Below are 14711 nucleotides of genomic sequence, written 5' to 3'. Positions count from 1 at the left end.
AGGAGCTTAAACGCAACCGGGATGAATTTGGGGTGTATCTTCCCACGCATGCGCACCGTAAATCGGTGTTGCGTAGGTTTAGACCGAAAAAGCGCAAGATTGATGCCAATCCACGCTTGCGCACGGTGATCTGGGAAATGGTAAAAGATAGGTACTCGCCAGAGCAGATTTCTGGGAGGTTGCGCAGTCGCTATCCCGGTGATGAGACTATGTACGTGTGTCCTGAAACGATTTATCAGTCTTTGTATTTCCAGGCTAAAGGCGAGTTGAAAAAGGAAGTCGCTGCTGCACTGCGGCGCGGTCACGCCCAACGTCGACCTCGTGGCACGCGCAGTGCCCGCAAGCGGTTTGTTGACCCTATGGTGATGATTTCCGACCGGCCAGCAGAAGTAGACGACCGAGCAGTACCAGGTCATTGGGAAGGCGACCTCATCTTAGGCGCAGGTAATAAGTCTGCAATTGGCACGCTAGTAGAGCGAACCACGCGCTATGTCATCTTGCTGCATCTACCTCATGGGCATAGTGCTACCGAAGTAAATGAAGCACTTACTAAAGCGATTGCTACCTTGCCAGACCATCTCAAAGGATCACTGACCTGGGATCAGGGAAGTGAAATGGCCTGCCATAAGGCCTTTTCTGTAGCTACAAACTGTCCCGTGTTCTTCTGCGATCCTGGCTCGCCGTGGCAGCGAGGCACCAATGAAAACACCAATGGACTACTAAGGCAGTACTTCCCTAAAGGAACAGACCTAAGCGTCCATAGTGCAGCCGACCTAGAATTCGTCGCCATGCAACTCAACCGCCGCCCCCGCAAAACCCTGGGCTTTCAAACACCAGCCGAGAAAATGGCCGCACTGATAAACTCAACCGAAACATAAGACGTGTTTCCACGACCACTAGAATCCGCCGGTAATGGCAGCCCTAGGTGCCGCAGTAGGTGAGGTAGCCCTCGAGACCATTAGGATCCGGCGATTCGAACGTGGAGTTGGGCTCCCACGGGTGGGTGACCGCGTGGAGGAGCTCCTGATACGGGCCCATCTCCCCGCGTTCGGCAGCATCCAGCGCGGATTCTACGGCGAGGTTGCGCGGGATAACCCGCGGCATGGCGCTGTCGACGCGGGAAGGATCGGGGGAGGAGGCAAGGTAGTCATCCAAGAAGTCTCCCTCGGCAAAGAGCTCGCGGGCGTGGGTGGGGTGACCTGCGGCGGCGTCGGCAAGAGCGCGGTGAGCCAGCGTGATATCTGGACCGTTGAGCTGCATGGCTGCTGCATAGGAAGAAGCGACCTCCAGGGAGGTGTCCAAAGCCTTCGCCACATCTGCCCTGCGCTGGTGCTCAAAGCGGTCGCTAAAGCCGTTGATGGATTCTTGTGCAAGGCTCATGGCCTTATTCATGTCCATATCAAAAAGCGGCAGGAGGGATTCCGCTAAGCGGGCCAGGTTCCACCCCAGAATGGAGGGCTGATTGCCAAAGGCATAACGGCCCTGCCTATCGATGCTGGAGAAGACCGTCGCGGGCGAATAGGCCTCCATAAAGGCACAGGGGCCATAGTCAATGGTCTCGCCAGAGATGGTGGTGTTATCCGTATTCATCACGCCGTGAATAAAGCCCAAGCGCATCCACTGGGACACGGTGCGGATCTGCGCATCCATCACCTGGGTGAAAAATTCCTGGTAGTCCGCGCCAGGGTAGTGGCGCGCAATGGCATAGTCGGCCAATTGGCGGGTGTAATCCGTCTGCGCGGCTAGGTGAAAGGTGCCGACGCGGATGTGGCTAGCGGCCACGCGTACCACAATGCCGGCCGGTTGCACGTGCCCGCGCTGAATGGGCCGTCCGGTGGAAATAACCGCCAGCGCCCGGGTGGTGGGAACGCCCAAGGCATGCATAGCCTCAGAGACTAGGTACTCGCGCAGCATGGAAGACAGCGTTCCGCGGCCATCGGACCCGAGGCGGGAAAAGGGAGTAAGTCCAGTTCCCTTGGCATGGAGATCCCATAGCCGCCCGTCCTTATCCACCTCGCCCAAGAGCATGGCCCGGCCGTCTCCCATCTGCGGGTTAAACGCACCGAATTGGAAACCGGAATAGGCCATGGCGTGGCCGCCCGCGCGGCCGGTAAGGAAATCCATGCCCTCGGAGGAGCGCAGCCAGTCCGGGTCAAAGCCCAACTGCCTGGCCAGTTCCTCGTTGAGGATGACCATCTCTGGGTTCGGCTGCTCCTCCCCCTCGGTGGGGCGAACCAGGTGGGGAAGCTTCTGGGCAAAATCGTGGTGTAGCTGCATCTAAACCTCCAGTGTTCCGCGCACGCGAATCTGGGCGCGACCGCCTACCCAAATATCCGTGCCGTCATCGTTGATAAATACTTCGCCCGCCCGGCCAATCTGGCTGCCTTGTGTTGCGGTATAACGCGTTGGCACCAGGTTGCGCGAGCGCATAAACTGCGCGGCGCCGCCATTGAAAGAACCGGTGACCGGGTCTTCAAATTGCGTGGTAAAGGCCCGAACCTCATAGGCCGGCTCGCCCTCCGCGGCGTTAGGCTTAAGGCCCACAACGCCGACCTTGGGGCGCTCGCCTTGGGGCTTAACCGCACGCACCGCCTCGGCATCGCGTAATTGGAGCAGGCGCCAGCCCGGGCCATTGTCCACCCAGCCATGGTCGACAATATCCGCGCTATCTAGCCCCAGCCCACCGCAGGCCTCCTTCAGATCCGCCGGGCTTAGCGGTTCTTCGCGGCGCAGCGGCGGGGTAGCAAAGGACAAGACTTCGCCCTCTTGGCGGACAGTTACCAAGCCCACGCCGCATTCTTGGACGATGGCTCCCTCTGTCTGCGGGTTATTGCCTAGCGCCCGCCACGCGGCAGCGCTGCCCAAGGTGGGGTGGCCGGCAAAATCAAACTCTTCGTACGGGGTGAAAATGCGCACGCGGTAGTCCGCGCGGGCGTCGTGAGGTTCGAGCAAGAAGGTAGTCTCAGAAAAGTTGGTCCAGTTCGCGATTGCCTGCATCTGCTCGGTACTTAGGCCATCGGCGCCCGCAATCACCGCCAAGGCATTGCCATTAAAGGCACCCGTGGCAAAAACATCAACCTCAAAGAACTCGTGGTGCATGCCAGCCAGTCTAGTCAGCCCCAGGGATGAGGACTATGGCCTAGAGCCTGCGCTAGCCTAGAAAGCCATGAAGAAGCTATGGCCCGATGCACTTCGCGCGTGGGTAGGCCCACCGTGGAGAATTATCATTCCACTGTTTTTATGGGTTTCTTCTGCTTCTTATGCTGCTGATGTATTGGACGGGGATTCCCTCTTTCACAAGGGCGTTTTAGTTCTTTATTGCGTTGTCCTCCCATTGGCGTTGTGGCTGCAACCTAAGTTGAAGGAAAAGGCGATAGGCGCAATCGCCATTGTTTTTACCCTGTGTCTTTTTACCCCTTTGGCCGCGTTGAGTAACGTCCATGCTTTTCCCTTGGCGTATTGCGTTTTTCTCATTGGGGCGCATTCCCCGAAACGCATGCGCCGTGTATGGATTGTCTGGATAGGCGTAGGCACCCTTTTCTCTGTGTGGGCACAGCACTTTGGCAACCTTATCTTTAGGCATATTGATTTTGGGCTCGAGGGGGCACAGATTGATCCCCTAGTGTCCTTAGCCTCCGTTATTCTCATCGCGTGGCCGGTCATGGGATTTTTCTTCTTGCTTGGCACCAATGACCGCAAAAAGCGCGAGGACCAGCAGCTTCTGATTGAACGTGCGGAGATGGCTGGCGCGGTGGAGCGCAACCGCATCGCCCGAGAGATGCATGACATTGTGGCGCATAATTTAGCAGGCGTTATCGCTCTTGCCGACGGCGCCCGGTTCGCCGCTGCCAAAAATTCCGCAGCGGCCACAGAAGCCCTGGAAACCATTGCCTCTACCTCTCGCGATTCCCTCAAGCAGATGCGCGGATTGCTCTCCGTGCTGCGAGATGGCGATTCCCGCGCCGATACCAAGGCGCCTGGCGCGAGCGATATTGCCGGCCTTATCTCGGAAGCCCGCCGCAGCGGCTTCGATATCACCGTGCACGGGCTGGAGGACCTTCCGACCGAAAGCGACGAGCTCTACCAATTCACCGTCTACCGCGTGGTGCAAGAAATTTTGACCAATATGCTCAAGCATTCCCGCGATAAAAGGGGAGTACTGCGCTTCCGCTCTACTGGAAACGGCCTAGTATTGAGCGCCGATAACCCGGCCGCACGCACGCCAGACAATCACAAGCCCGGTTACGGGCTCATCGGAATGAGCGAGCGCGTTAAGGCCTATGGCGGCAGCGTTGCTACCCGTACTGAGGATGGACACTTCTTTATCACTGTGGAGGTACCCAATGACTAACCCTGAGCAGCCAATAGGTGCGTCCGCTGGCCCCATCCGTATCGGCCTAGTCGATGACCAGCCCCTCGTGCGCGCCGGGTTCGCCATGCTTCTTGGTTCCCAAGAGGATTTGGACGTTGCCTGGCAGGCATCCGATGGCGATGAAGTCCTCGACCTCGCCCGCGCGCAGCCTGCCGATATCGTGTTCATGGATGTCCAGATGGCCCGCGTCAATGGCATCGCCGCCACCGAAAGGCTGCTGCCGGAATTCCCGGACACCCAGGTCATCATGCTTACCACCTTCGATGACCAGAACTTTGTCCATGGCGCCATTTCCGCTGGGGCTTCTGGATTCCTGCTCAAAGACGTCGAACCGGAGGAACTCCTCGCCGCTATTCGTACCGTACATTCCGGCGAGGCCGTCCTTTCACCGCGCATTACCGCGCAGGTGCTGCAGCAATTGCGCAGCGAGCAGTCCGCGTCACAGCCTAATTCACATGCCACCCCCGTTGCGACAGCAGCTACCGCCCCTCCGACAGAAGATCTCACGCCACGCGAGCTGGACGTCCTCAAGCTGATGGCACTGGGGTATTCGAATACCGAAATCGCGGAGTGCGAGTTCGTCTCCATGGCCACGGTCAAGACCCACGTGCGCCACATCTTGACGAAAACCGGCTCGCGCGACCGCGTGCATGCTGTGCTTTACGCCCTTACTCATGGCGTGGTTTCGGTGGAGGAGCTGCTGTCTCATCCCTAGGTATGACCTGCTAAATCACTCCCAAGGATGGTTACTTCGTGCTGGTCAGGCGGCACGATGGAAACCATGCTCAAAGTTTCACACCTTTCCAAGAATTTCCGTTCCTTTAAAGCAGTAGATGACCTCTCCTTTGAGGTCCCAGACGGTCAAGTCACCGGCTTCCTCGGACCGAATGGTTCTGGCAAATCCACCACCATGCGCATGTGCGTGGGGTTGGAGAATCCGACTTCCGGCACCGCGACTTTTGATGGCACGCCCTTCCGCGGGCTGTCCAATCCCGCTACCACGGTGGGCACCTTGTTGGATGCCAACTGGTTCCACCCGGGCCGCAGCGCTCGTGCCCACCTGGGGTACATGGCCGCGTTGCAGGGCGTGTCCATGAACCACGTGGATGACACCCTGGACCGCGTCGGACTTACCCAGGTAGCCACCAAGCGAGTGGGCGGCTATTCGCTAGGCATGAAGCAGCGCCTGGGCCTTGCCTGTGCTCTCATCGGCGAGCCGAAGCACTTGCTTCTTGACGAACCCGTCAACGGCCTCGACCCCGAAGGCGTGCACTGGATGCGTGCCCGTATTCGCGAATTCGCCGAGGCCGGCTGCTCCGTGCTGGTTTCCTCCCACCTGCTTTCGGAGATGCAGCTCACCGCAGACCGCCTCGTGGTCATCGGCAAGGGCAAGCTGCTGGGCGAGGGCACCGTCGAGGAGTTCGTCAACGGCACGGGAGGCGCAAGCCTCGAGGTGATTGTGGACCAGCCCGATGAACTCCTGCGGCTGTTGCACGGCACCGATGCGGAGACCTCCTTTGACGGGGAAGTCTTGCGCGTGCGCGGCCTAGAAGGCTCCGACATCGGCCGCATCTGCCTAGACAACCGCATTCTTATCTCCAGCTTGGAACGCAAGCAGCCCTCCCTGGAAGAGGCCTACCTCGGCGCGACCGCTGACCACGTGGCCTACCGCTCCGCCTAAACGCATAACTCAACCTTTAAGGACAGATTTCTATGAATACTGTGGTTTCAGAATCCCGCAAACTCTTTTCTCTTCGCTCTACCTGGGTCTACCTCGCCATCGTGGCACTCGGCATGGCCGCCGGCGGCGTGCTCATGGCCTGGGGCTATGACTTTAACGGCAGCGTGGATGGCAAATTCCAATCTAGCGATATAGCTATTGCTAGTGAACTCGCTGTTGTAGTCATGATTTTCGCATCCGCGATGATGGTCGGCGGTGACTTAGGAAAAGGAACCGTTGCATGGTCTTATCTTTCATCCAACCGCCGCGTTGGTATAGTGCTCAGCCAATTTGCAGTCATCCTGGTAGCACTCTTGCTCGCAGCAACATTTGGCATGGCCGTGGGTGCCCTGCTGATTGCGGCATTCGGCGGCGATATTAACTTTGCTAGCTTCACCCAATGGCCGGATTGCAACCAGATTGTGCTGGCTTATGTGGAATGGACCGGTTTCACCTCACTTGCTATGGGGCTGGCATATTTGCTGCGCAGTGGCACCTTCGCTGCGATGATCTTAGTAGTGGAATTTTTCGTGGTAGAAACGGCACTTATAGCCTTCAATACCTCGTGGGCCCAATCCATCTTGAATGTCATGCCATTTGCCAATATGCAAACCTTGGTCCTTGGCAGCGAGTTAGGCGGCTTGGACCATTCCCGCGGTGTGTGTGCATTGATTCTCGGCGTGATGCTCGCGATCTGCGTCGGGGGTGCATGCGTGGTATCCCGCCGCCGTTCTGTCGCCAAATAGTGCCCAGAAATAACTACGCTGGTGGGCATGAGTGATGCACTTTTTGCCCGCATAGAACCCATCCAGACCATGCGGGATGGCACGGTCAAGCAGGTCAACCCGTTCTCCGGGACCGAGGTGTGGACCGTGCCGGGTCGGGGCAACCGCCCCTTGTCCACACCGGTGGCTAACCCGCAGCCCTTGCACGAAGAAGACTTCACCCACCGCTGCGCGTTTTGCTCAGGGCGCATGACCGATACCCCGCCGGAAAAGGCCCGCATCCTGCCATCCGGCGGGATTGTGCGTGGATTGCCCTTGAGCGAATACGGCCACACCGTCCCGGCCTTTCGCCGCATTCCCAATCTGTTTGAAATCGTCTCCTATGACTACTGGCACGCCAACTACGGCTTTGACATGGATGCGGAGACCCGCCAGCGCATGGACAACTACCTTGCCGATCCTGCTGGCCGTGAACATGTGCTCAATATCGTGCGCACGAAGCGCAAGGCGGCGCACCTGCCCGAGGCAAGCGAAGAGGAACTTATAGAACAGGCGGCGGGCTTTTTCGCAGGTGGCCATGACGTCATCGTGGCCGGACGCCATTTTGAGCGTGGTGCACAGGATGATTCCCAAGTGGTATCTTCCGGCACCTTGAGTGCCGAAGAGCACCTGCTCTTTATGCAGCTGACTATCGATGCCATGCGGGACCTCTACGAGCGCAACCGCTACGCACCCTATGTGGTGGCCTTCCAAAACTGGCTGCAGCCAGCCGGCGCCTCCTTTGAGCACTTGCACAAGCAACTCGTTGCCATCGATGACCGAGGAATGGCCTCCCACCGGGAGGTACAGATGCTGCGCAGCAATATGAACATGTACAACGAGTGGGCCGTGGACTATGCCGCTAGCCGCAACCTCATCGTTGCAGAAAATGACCATGCCGTTCTCTTCGCCGGCTTTGGGCACCGCTATCCCACCTTGGAGGTCTACTCCAAGTCCGCTACCTGTGAGCCGTGGCGGCAGTCAGAAGAGGAAATCCGCGCCATGAGCGACCTTGTTCACGCCGCCCACGCCGCAGTAGGCCGCGAGGTGCCCTGCAATGAGGAGTGGCACCACAAGCCTGCCGACGTCGACGTCGCTCAGCCATGGCGCATTCTCATCAAGCTGCGCATTTCTACCCTTGCCGGATTCGAAGGCGGCACCAAAATTTACCTCAACACGATCTCGCCTTGGGATCTGCGCGATAGGGTAGTAGGCAAGCTTTACCCCTTGCGCGAGTCCGGGCATGTTGCCCGCTCGGTCCGCGTGGCTACCGAATGTTTGGTACAGCGCAATAGCCTGCTGTATAACCCGCAGCTGCGCTAGGCAAGCTGTGCTGAGTAGTTCAAGGTGGGCTTAGCGCTTCACGACGAGCGTGAGCTCACTCGACCCAGGCCCCGGCTCCTCAACGGTCATACCCGCGGCGCGCGCGATGGCGGCAACGTCGGCGGCGCTATAGGCGTCAGCAGGCGAGAGCGCTAACTCGCGGGCTAACAGGCCCTTGTAGTGCTTATTGAAGTGGCTGACCACCTTGCGCGATCCATCGTCCTGCACGCTTTCCACCCGTACCGTTACCGCATCCTTTACCCGGCCCAATTGCTGGTACGTACCCGAGCGCAGATCCACAATAAGATCGTCTACCCCCTCGAGCGCCTGCGTAATCTGCTTGCCCCAGCGCGACTTCATGGTGCGGCCGCCAAGCTTCGAGCCCCCCGAAAGCCGGTAATGCGGAATCGGGTCGCTGGCGCGGAGGACGCCAAAGAGGGCGTCGCCAATAGCAAGGCGATCCCACGTGGGCAGGGAAGGGGCATCCAAGGCATCAAAAAGCACGCCGGTATAACGCAACACGGCCGGCATGGTGGGGGTGGTAAAAAGCCCCTGATTGGATTCGGCCTCACCACGCAGCTTTTCCGAAAGCTTGAGTACCTCCATGGCCTCGTCTTCCGGAAGAGACTGCAGCTCAGCGGCAATTTCGCGCCGGGTATCGTGCAACTGCGGAAAGGACAGCTGGCTGAAGTCAAGGGGCTGTCCCGTACCGCCATGGGCCTTAGTTTCTGAAGGAGGGAGGATAATGAGCATATATACAGGGTAGCGGGGTATATTTTTGTGCATGATTACCCGCCTTTCTGAACTATTTCTCCGTACCCTTCGTGAGGACCCCGCCGATGCCGAGGTCCCTAGCCACAAGCTGCTCGTCCGTGCCGGTTATGTACGCCGCGTCGCGCCGGGCGTGTATACCTGGCTGCCGTTGGGTCTGCGCACCCTGCGCAAGATTGAAGATGTAGTCCGTCAGGAAATGGACGCCATTGGCGGCCAGGAGATGCTCTTTCCTGCTTTGCTGCCGCGCGAGCCTTATGAAAAGACCAACCGCTGGGTGGAATACGGCGATAACCTCTTCTGCCTCAAGGACCGCAAGAACGCAGATATGCTGCTTGGCCCTACCCACGAGGAAATGTTTGCCAGCGCGGTCAAGGATATGTACTCCTCCTATAAGGATTTCCCGGTCACGCTCTATCAGATTCAGACCAAGTACCGCGATGAGGAGCGCCCCCGCGCTGGTGTGCTGCGCGGTCGCGAATTCACGATGAAGGATTCCTACTCCTTCGACATGACCGAGGAGGGATTGGACGAGTCCTACGGCCGCCACCGCAAGGCGTATCAAAATATCTTCAACCGCCTAGAGATCGATTACGCCATCTGTAAGGCCACCTCTGGTGCCATGGGCGGCTCCGCGTCCGAGGAATTCCTCGCCGTCTCTGAGGTGGGCGAGGATACCTTCGTGCGCTCCACCGAGGGCGACTACGCAGCCAACGTTGAGGCCGTGGTGACCCCAGCACCGGCGGAGAAGGATATCGAGGGCCAGCCAGAGGCACAGGAGCATGACACCCCGGGAGCAGAGACCATTGAGAAGCTGGTCGAATGGGCCCAGGGCGCAGGCATTACTGTCGACGGCCGCGAGGCCACCGCTGCAGACACCCTCAAGTGCATGATGGTCAAGCTCTACCACCCGGCCGTGGAGAGCGAAGAGCGCGAGTCCGAGTTGGCAGCCGTTCTCATTCCTGGCGACCGCGAGCTGGATGAAAAGCGCCTTGAGGCCGCACTCGAGCCGGTGGAATTTGAGTTGGCAGGGGACAAGGACTTTGCAGACAATGACTTCCTGGTCAAGGGCTATGTTGGCCCGCGCGCTTTAAACGCCAATGGCATCAAGGTCCTGGCCGATCCGCGTGTGGTCAAGGGGACGGCGTGGATTACCGGCGCCGATGCGAGCGAGCGCCACGTGGTTGGCTGCGTAGCCGGCCGCGATTTCACCGTGGATGAGTTCATTGAGGCCGCAGAGGTTAAAGAAGGCGACCTGGCTCCCAATAACCAGGGCACCTTGACCCTGGAGCGCGGCATTGAGCTCGGCCATATCTTCCAGCTGGGCCGCAAATACACCGAGGCCTTTGACGTGCAAATCTTGGATGAAAACGGCAAGCGTGCGGTTCCTACCATGGGTTCTTATGGCATTGGTATTACCCGCATGCTGGCCGTCTTGGCCGAGCAGCGCCATGACGACAAAGGCCTCAACTGGCCGGTTGCCGTCGCTCCTTACCAAGTGCACGTGGCCGTGGCTAACAAGGACGCCGCCGCCATGGAGGCCGGCGACAAGCTGGTAGAGGAGCTATCTGCCAAGGGGCTCGAGGTGCTCTTCGATGACCGCCCAAAGGTCTCCCCGGGCGTGAAGTTCAAGGATGCGGAGCTCCTTGGCATGCCATTCGTGGCCATCTTGGGCCGTGCCTTCAAGGAAGGGAAAATTGAGCTGCGCATCCGCGGGGGAGAGACCCTCGAGGTTCCGGCCGAGGACATCGTGGACAAGATCCTCGAGCTCGTGCATGGCTAGAAAAGACCCAACTCTGCGCGGCGGGGTACCGTGGAAGGTATGAACTTTCAAAAGAATGGGCTTTCCACGGTGCTTTCAGCAATGGGCGTATTGCACTTTGTGAAGCCGAAGACTTTCGAATCCATTGTTCCGCCGCAGCTGCCAGGCCCTGCGCGCTTTTATAACTTTGCTTCGGGCCTGTGGGAGATTGCCACCGGTGCCTTGCTTCGCCGCCGCGCCACCCGCGGCTTCGGCGGTGCTTCCGCACTCGCGCTCTTTGCCGCGGTGTGGCCGGCCAATATGTACCACGCCTGGATTGAGCGCAAGGCAGGGTGGGCAAAGAAGCTCTACCACATCATCCGCCAGCCGCTGCAGGTGTTGTTGATGATGTATGCCTGGAATATCGCCAAGCATGAGGCATAAAGCCGCCTTGGCTGCATGCTAGCCAGTTAGGTCAAGCACAAAACCGGCCTCCTCCCTTACTCCGCGGGGTTTCGCGGGATGGGGAGGAGGCCGGTTTCGTGTTAAATGCCGAGGCTATAAACTAGCCGGCGACGGGGCCGCCGCAGTTAGGCCAAGCGCCAGCACCCTGGGTGGCTAGGACGCTTTCGGCCACGGCAATTTGCTGCTCGCGGGTTGCCTGGTCAGCGGTCGGGGCGTACTGAGTGCCGCCATTGGCAGCCCAGGTCTGCGGGTTGAACTGCAGGCCGCCCTGGTAACCGTTTCCGGTATTGATGTGCCAGTCACCGCCGGACTCGCAAGCAGCTACCTGATCCCAGGCGCTAGCCGGTGCGGCGGTAGCAGCAGGCGCGGCCAAGCCAGCAAGGCCGAGTGCTGCGGCGGATACGGTCAACATGGTCTTCTTAGAACGCATTGAGAGGAAACTCCTTCTCTTTGTGTCTGTTTAGCTTGCGGAATCTCCTGCAAGCTCATGGTGAACCAACCTACGCACGCTAGAGGAGCCGAAGCAATGCATAGGGCCGTAGAGGTTGCTGCCATTTCGCTGGCCCGTTGTCAGGGGATGGACAGGTGGGGGCTGGCCGGGGTGGTAGTGGTCTAGCGCATTCCGTGGGACTCCGCCGCGATGCCAATGAGCCAAGTAACCCATTCCTGATCCGGGGATTCTTCTTGCGCTGCACCCGTGGCGGCAGCGGACCACTTGCGGCCGTCGTGTGCGGCAAGGCCATCGATAAAGGCCAGGGCGGAAGCAGAATCGTGGGGCAGTTCTTGCTCTCCGGAGGTATAAGCCGGCTCCGGCTGCGGAGTGTTGCCGTAGCGGGCAAGTGCGCCCTGGAGGGCGTCGATGCGGCGATGATGAACAGCGAGGCGATGATCCACCTTGTCCTCGTGCTCGGGGCCAACGTAGGCGCGGGCGAAATCTAGACCGTATACCTGCTCATACTCCCAGCTCAGGAGATCAGCAGCGCTTTTTTGCTCTGGTTGGGAAAGCTCGGGAATATCGGGGGCATCGCCAGGCAGCCAAGCATTGAGCGCGATGGCCTGCTCGGTAACTAGGGTGCGTGATTCAACGGTGACCTCATCGGCGGCCTCGGTGGTAGCGGAAGCGGCATTTTCCATAATTTCGCCAGAGTCTGCGGCGTGATTGGCCTCGGTAGGGCGCTCTACCTCGCAGGAGCGTGGGGGATTGCCGGCATCATCCGTGCCGCATAGCCGCGTAATTTCGGCATACAGGGCATCCGCCTGGGAGCTGCGCAGCCCCGCGGCATGGTCATCGACGCCGCTGAGGGACAAGGCGTCGGTGGCGGCGGCGTCGGCAAGCGCCAGCAGCCTGCTCTCTGGCCGCGGGCCAAAATAGTCGACGACGGAATCAACCGCTTGGCACCCAGCCAAGGTGGGCAGGGTGGCGGTTGTGGCTACGAGGGTCAAAGCTAAACGTCGGCGGTTCACGCAAAAGACTGTACCCCGTAGCACGTAGGCTAGTGGGCATGGCTTTCCCAGATGCACAACAATTGACCGAGCTCCTGCAACCCAAACTAGCTGAGCGGGGATTGGACGTAGAAGACATTAAAACCACCAAGGCGGGAAAGAAATCCCAGGTCATTATCCGTATTGATGGCGATAAGCGCCCTAGCTCCGATGTGTTGGAGGAAGTATCCAACGAGATTTCTGCCTTCTTTGATGACAAGGAAGCGCAAGGAGAGCTGAACTTCGGCGCCGGCTATACCTTGGAGGTCTCCACCCCCGGCGTGGACCTGCCGCTCACCGCCCCGCGCCACTGGCGCCGCAATCGGGGGCGCAAGGTCTCCTTTGACCTTGGCGATGGCAAGACTCAATCGGCGCGCATTGGCGCGCTTAACGACGCCGCCGATGCCGTAATCCTCATCACGGCAAGCAAAAAGGACGTGCAGGTGCGCGCTGAACGATTGGAAAACATTGCCCGGGCAGTGGTAGAAATTGAGTTTGCACAGCCGTCCGAACAGGAGTTAGAGGCAGTGCGCAAGACGTTTGAAGAAGCCGAGAATTAACCGGCAACCGAGAGGAATGACAAGTGAATATTGATCTACAGGCACTTCGTACCATCGAGTCCGAGCGCAACGTCCCCGTAAAGGACTTGCTGGAAGCGATTGCGGGTGCCTTGTTGTATTCCTACCTGGATTACCGCGAGTCTAATGCTGGCGGCAAGGTAGAAGGCGCCAAGTCCCGCGTCGATATCGACGCCATCACCGGTGCGGTCAGCGTCATTGTCTCGGAGCGCGACCCAGAAACTGGGGAAGTAACCACCGAATACGATGACACCCCGGAAAACTTTGGACGCGTGGGCGCACAGGCCGTGCGCGAGGCCATCCTGCGCAAGTTGCGCGAGGCCGAGGCAGAGCGCACCTATGATTCCTACTCGGAGCTTACCGGCCGCGTTGTCAGCGGCATCGTCCAGCGCGATGCGCGCGCTAATGCCCGCGGCATCGTCGTGGTCCAGCTTGGCTCTGAGCTGGAGTCCCAGGATGGCATCTTGCTGCCGGCTGAGCAGATTCCGGGTGAAAAGCTCGAGCATGGTGACCGCATTAAGGCCTATGTCGTAGGCGTTAACCGCAACGGCGCCCAGGTACAGATCAATCTCTCCCGCACCCACCCGGAGCTGGTGCGTGGCCTTTTCCAGCTCGAAGTTCCCGAAGTTGCTGATGGCACCGTAGAAATGATTGCCATCGCCCGCGAGGCAGGACACCGTTCCAAGGCGGCAGTTGTGGGTCATGCCAAGGGCCTGAACGCTAAGGGTGCCTGCATTGGCCCGCGCGGTCAGCGCGTCAATAACATCATGCGCCAGCTTGGCGGTGAAAAGATTGACATTATCGACTTCAGCGAGGATCCAACGGTCTACGTAGGCAACGCATTGGCTCCCTCGAAGGTGGTCAAGGTCACCGTTGTAGACGACGAGGCGCAAATCGCGCGCGTGGTGGTGCCGGATTACCAGCTGTCTCTGGCTATTGGTAAAGAGGGGCAGAATGCCCGTCTAGCTGCCCGTTTGACCGGTTGGAAAATCGATATTCACTCGGACGCTGACGCTAATTAAGGATCTGCGCTTTTGTAGCGTAGGCTAGTAAACGGCCCAGTTGCAGATTGGGGCATATTGGCGACGCGAAAAGTAAGGAGTTGAATGTCTGAGAGACTAAGACTCCGGACCTGCATCGCTACTCGCCGCCGCCTGCCAGATACGGACTTGCTACGGGTGGTCATCGACCACGATGATCCGCACGGCCGCCGTCTGGTAGCAGATCCACACCGCCGGCTTCCCGGCCGCGGGGCGTGGATTAGCCCCACACTATCTGCACTCGAGCTAGCGGAGCGCAAACGCGCCTTCAAGCGCGCGCTTCGCACGTCCGCACCCGTGGACACAGGTCAGGTACGGCAGTACTTGGAAGCGCATAGCGGACAGGTACTTAGCGTGGAAAACGCCGCGTTGGATTCGTACGAACCAGAGTTACAAAGGAAGACCGAACACTGATGAGCGCACAACGATGAAGCATCAGCGATGAAAGTCCTACA

At 59.2% G+C, this 14711-nt stretch carries 16 protein-coding genes; 11 read left to right on the top strand and 5 right to left on the bottom strand.

Annotated features, from left to right (window positions below; all coding sequences use genetic code 11):
* The coding region (locus MHX61_RS09890) for an IS30 family transposase (RefSeq protein ID WP_239194484.1) at positions 1 to 878 on the top strand (878 nt) is incomplete at its 5' end.
* A gap of 43 nt (positions 879 to 921) precedes the next feature.
* Here MHX61_RS09890 and MHX61_RS09885 read toward each other — a convergent pair.
* The gene (locus MHX61_RS09885; RefSeq protein WP_239194481.1) at positions 922 to 2277 is read right to left on the bottom strand and encodes a YdiU family protein; all 1356 of its coding nucleotides are present in this window, start codon (positions 2275 to 2277) and stop codon (positions 922 to 924) included.
* Positions 2278 to 3099, bottom strand: a complete 822-nt coding sequence (locus MHX61_RS09880) for a PhzF family phenazine biosynthesis protein (protein WP_239194478.1) — start codon at positions 3097 to 3099, stop codon at positions 2278 to 2280.
* 397 nt (positions 3100 to 3496) lie between these two features.
* Between MHX61_RS09880 and MHX61_RS09875 the strand changes: the two genes are divergently transcribed.
* The 5 genes from MHX61_RS09875 (at position 3497) to MHX61_RS09855 (ending at position 8179) form a co-directional block, all read left to right on the top strand.
* The gene (locus tag MHX61_RS09875; RefSeq protein ID WP_239194475.1) at positions 3497 to 4351 is read left to right on the top strand and encodes a sensor histidine kinase; all 855 of its coding nucleotides are present in this window, start codon (positions 3497 to 3499) and stop codon (positions 4349 to 4351) included.
* Complete coding sequence (locus MHX61_RS09870; RefSeq protein WP_239194472.1) at positions 4344 to 5087, top strand: response regulator transcription factor; 744 nt, start codon at positions 4344 to 4346, stop codon at positions 5085 to 5087. The genes MHX61_RS09875 and MHX61_RS09870 overlap by 8 nt, the downstream gene beginning before the upstream one ends.
* Before the next feature lie 66 nt (positions 5088 to 5153).
* Positions 5154 to 6053: an ABC transporter ATP-binding protein gene (locus MHX61_RS09865; RefSeq protein WP_239194469.1), complete on the top strand. Its 900-nt coding sequence runs from the start codon at positions 5154 to 5156 to the stop codon at positions 6051 to 6053.
* 32 nt (positions 6054 to 6085) lie between these two features.
* On the top strand, positions 6086 to 6838 hold the full coding sequence (locus tag MHX61_RS09860) for an ABC transporter permease (protein ID WP_239194466.1): 753 nt from the start codon (positions 6086 to 6088) through the stop codon (positions 6836 to 6838).
* Positions 6839 to 6865: 27 nt separating this feature from the next.
* Entirely contained in the window at positions 6866 to 8179 is a 1314-nt protein-coding gene (locus MHX61_RS09855) for a DUF4921 family protein (protein WP_239194464.1), read from the top strand.
* 30 nt (positions 8180 to 8209) lie between these two features.
* Here MHX61_RS09855 and yaaA read toward each other — a convergent pair whose 3' ends face one another.
* Positions 8210 to 8932, bottom strand: a complete 723-nt coding sequence (yaaA, locus tag MHX61_RS09850; RefSeq protein WP_239194461.1) for a peroxide stress protein YaaA — start codon at positions 8930 to 8932, stop codon at positions 8210 to 8212.
* 31 nt (positions 8933 to 8963) lie between these two features.
* Here yaaA and MHX61_RS09845 point away from each other — a divergent pair, with 31 nt between their 5' ends.
* Together MHX61_RS09845 and MHX61_RS09840 are read left to right on the top strand one after the other, a co-directional pair.
* Positions 8964 to 10733, top strand: a complete 1770-nt coding sequence (locus tag MHX61_RS09845; protein ID WP_239194458.1) for a proline--tRNA ligase — start codon at positions 8964 to 8966, stop codon at positions 10731 to 10733.
* A gap of 39 nt (positions 10734 to 10772) precedes the next feature.
* A complete protein-coding gene (locus tag MHX61_RS09840; protein WP_204608594.1) occupies positions 10773 to 11135 on the top strand; it encodes a hypothetical protein in 363 nt (120 codons plus the stop codon).
* Between the two features lie 121 nt (positions 11136 to 11256).
* Here the strand turns inward: MHX61_RS09840 and MHX61_RS09835 are convergent, their stop codons facing one another.
* Both MHX61_RS09835 and MHX61_RS09830 read right to left on the bottom strand, forming a co-directional pair.
* Positions 11257 to 11586, bottom strand: a complete 330-nt coding sequence (locus MHX61_RS09835) for a transglycosylase family protein (RefSeq protein ID WP_049377454.1) — start codon at positions 11584 to 11586, stop codon at positions 11257 to 11259.
* 182 nt (positions 11587 to 11768) lie between these two features.
* A complete protein-coding gene (locus MHX61_RS09830; protein ID WP_239194455.1) occupies positions 11769 to 12620 on the bottom strand; it encodes a DUF4439 domain-containing protein in 852 nt (283 codons plus the stop codon).
* A 38-nt stretch (positions 12621 to 12658) separates the two neighbouring features.
* Here MHX61_RS09830 and rimP point away from each other — a divergent pair, with 38 nt between their 5' ends.
* The 3 genes from rimP (at position 12659) to MHX61_RS09815 (ending at position 14670) form a co-directional block, all read left to right on the top strand.
* Entirely contained in the window at positions 12659 to 13198 is a 540-nt protein-coding gene (gene rimP / locus MHX61_RS09825; RefSeq protein ID WP_049361179.1) for a ribosome maturation factor RimP, read from the top strand.
* A 23-nt stretch (positions 13199 to 13221) separates the two neighbouring features.
* Entirely contained in the window at positions 13222 to 14238 is a 1017-nt protein-coding gene (gene nusA / locus MHX61_RS09820; RefSeq protein ID WP_239194452.1) for a transcription termination factor NusA, read from the top strand.
* Between the two features lie 84 nt (positions 14239 to 14322).
* Positions 14323 to 14670: a YlxR family protein gene (locus MHX61_RS09815; protein ID WP_239194449.1), complete on the top strand. Its 348-nt coding sequence runs from the start codon at positions 14323 to 14325 to the stop codon at positions 14668 to 14670.
* Positions 14671 to 14711: the final 41 nt, after the last annotated feature.

Source organism: Corynebacterium sp. ACRPF (genome assembly GCF_022347395.1).
Lineage (GTDB): Bacteria > Actinomycetota > Actinomycetes > Mycobacteriales > Mycobacteriaceae > Corynebacterium > Corynebacterium tuberculostearicum_D.
The sequence above is the reverse complement of the archived record's forward strand: the minus strand, read 5'-3'. Positions and strand labels throughout refer to the sequence as shown.

Coding starts and splice junctions, on each gene's coding strand:
- MHX61_RS09885 (WP_239194481.1), bottom strand. CDS start 2,277: ATGCAGCTACACCACGATTTTGCCCAGAAGCTTCCCCACCTGGTTCGC.
- MHX61_RS09880 (WP_239194478.1), bottom strand. CDS start 3,099: ATGCACCACGAGTTCTTTGAGGTTGATGTTTTTGCCACGGGTGCCTTT.
- MHX61_RS09875 (WP_239194475.1), top strand. CDS start 3,497: ATGCGCCGTGTATGGATTGTCTGGATAGGCGTAGGCACCCTTTTCTCT.
- MHX61_RS09870 (WP_239194472.1), top strand. CDS start 4,344: ATGACTAACCCTGAGCAGCCAATAGGTGCGTCCGCTGGCCCCATCCGT.
- MHX61_RS09865 (WP_239194469.1), top strand. CDS start 5,154: ATGCTCAAAGTTTCACACCTTTCCAAGAATTTCCGTTCCTTTAAAGCA.
- MHX61_RS09860 (WP_239194466.1), top strand. CDS start 6,086: ATGAATACTGTGGTTTCAGAATCCCGCAAACTCTTTTCTCTTCGCTCT.
- MHX61_RS09855 (WP_239194464.1), top strand. CDS start 6,866: ATGAGTGATGCACTTTTTGCCCGCATAGAACCCATCCAGACCATGCGG.
- yaaA (WP_239194461.1), bottom strand. CDS start 8,932: ATGCTCATTATCCTCCCTCCTTCAGAAACTAAGGCCCATGGCGGTACG.
- MHX61_RS09845 (WP_239194458.1), top strand. CDS start 8,964: ATGATTACCCGCCTTTCTGAACTATTTCTCCGTACCCTTCGTGAGGAC.
- MHX61_RS09840 (WP_204608594.1), top strand. CDS start 10,773: ATGAACTTTCAAAAGAATGGGCTTTCCACGGTGCTTTCAGCAATGGGC.
- MHX61_RS09835 (WP_049377454.1), bottom strand. CDS start 11,586: ATGCGTTCTAAGAAGACCATGTTGACCGTATCCGCCGCAGCACTCGGC.
- rimP (WP_049361179.1), top strand. CDS start 12,659: ATGGCTTTCCCAGATGCACAACAATTGACCGAGCTCCTGCAACCCAAA.
- MHX61_RS09815 (WP_239194449.1), top strand. CDS start 14,323: ATGTCTGAGAGACTAAGACTCCGGACCTGCATCGCTACTCGCCGCCGC.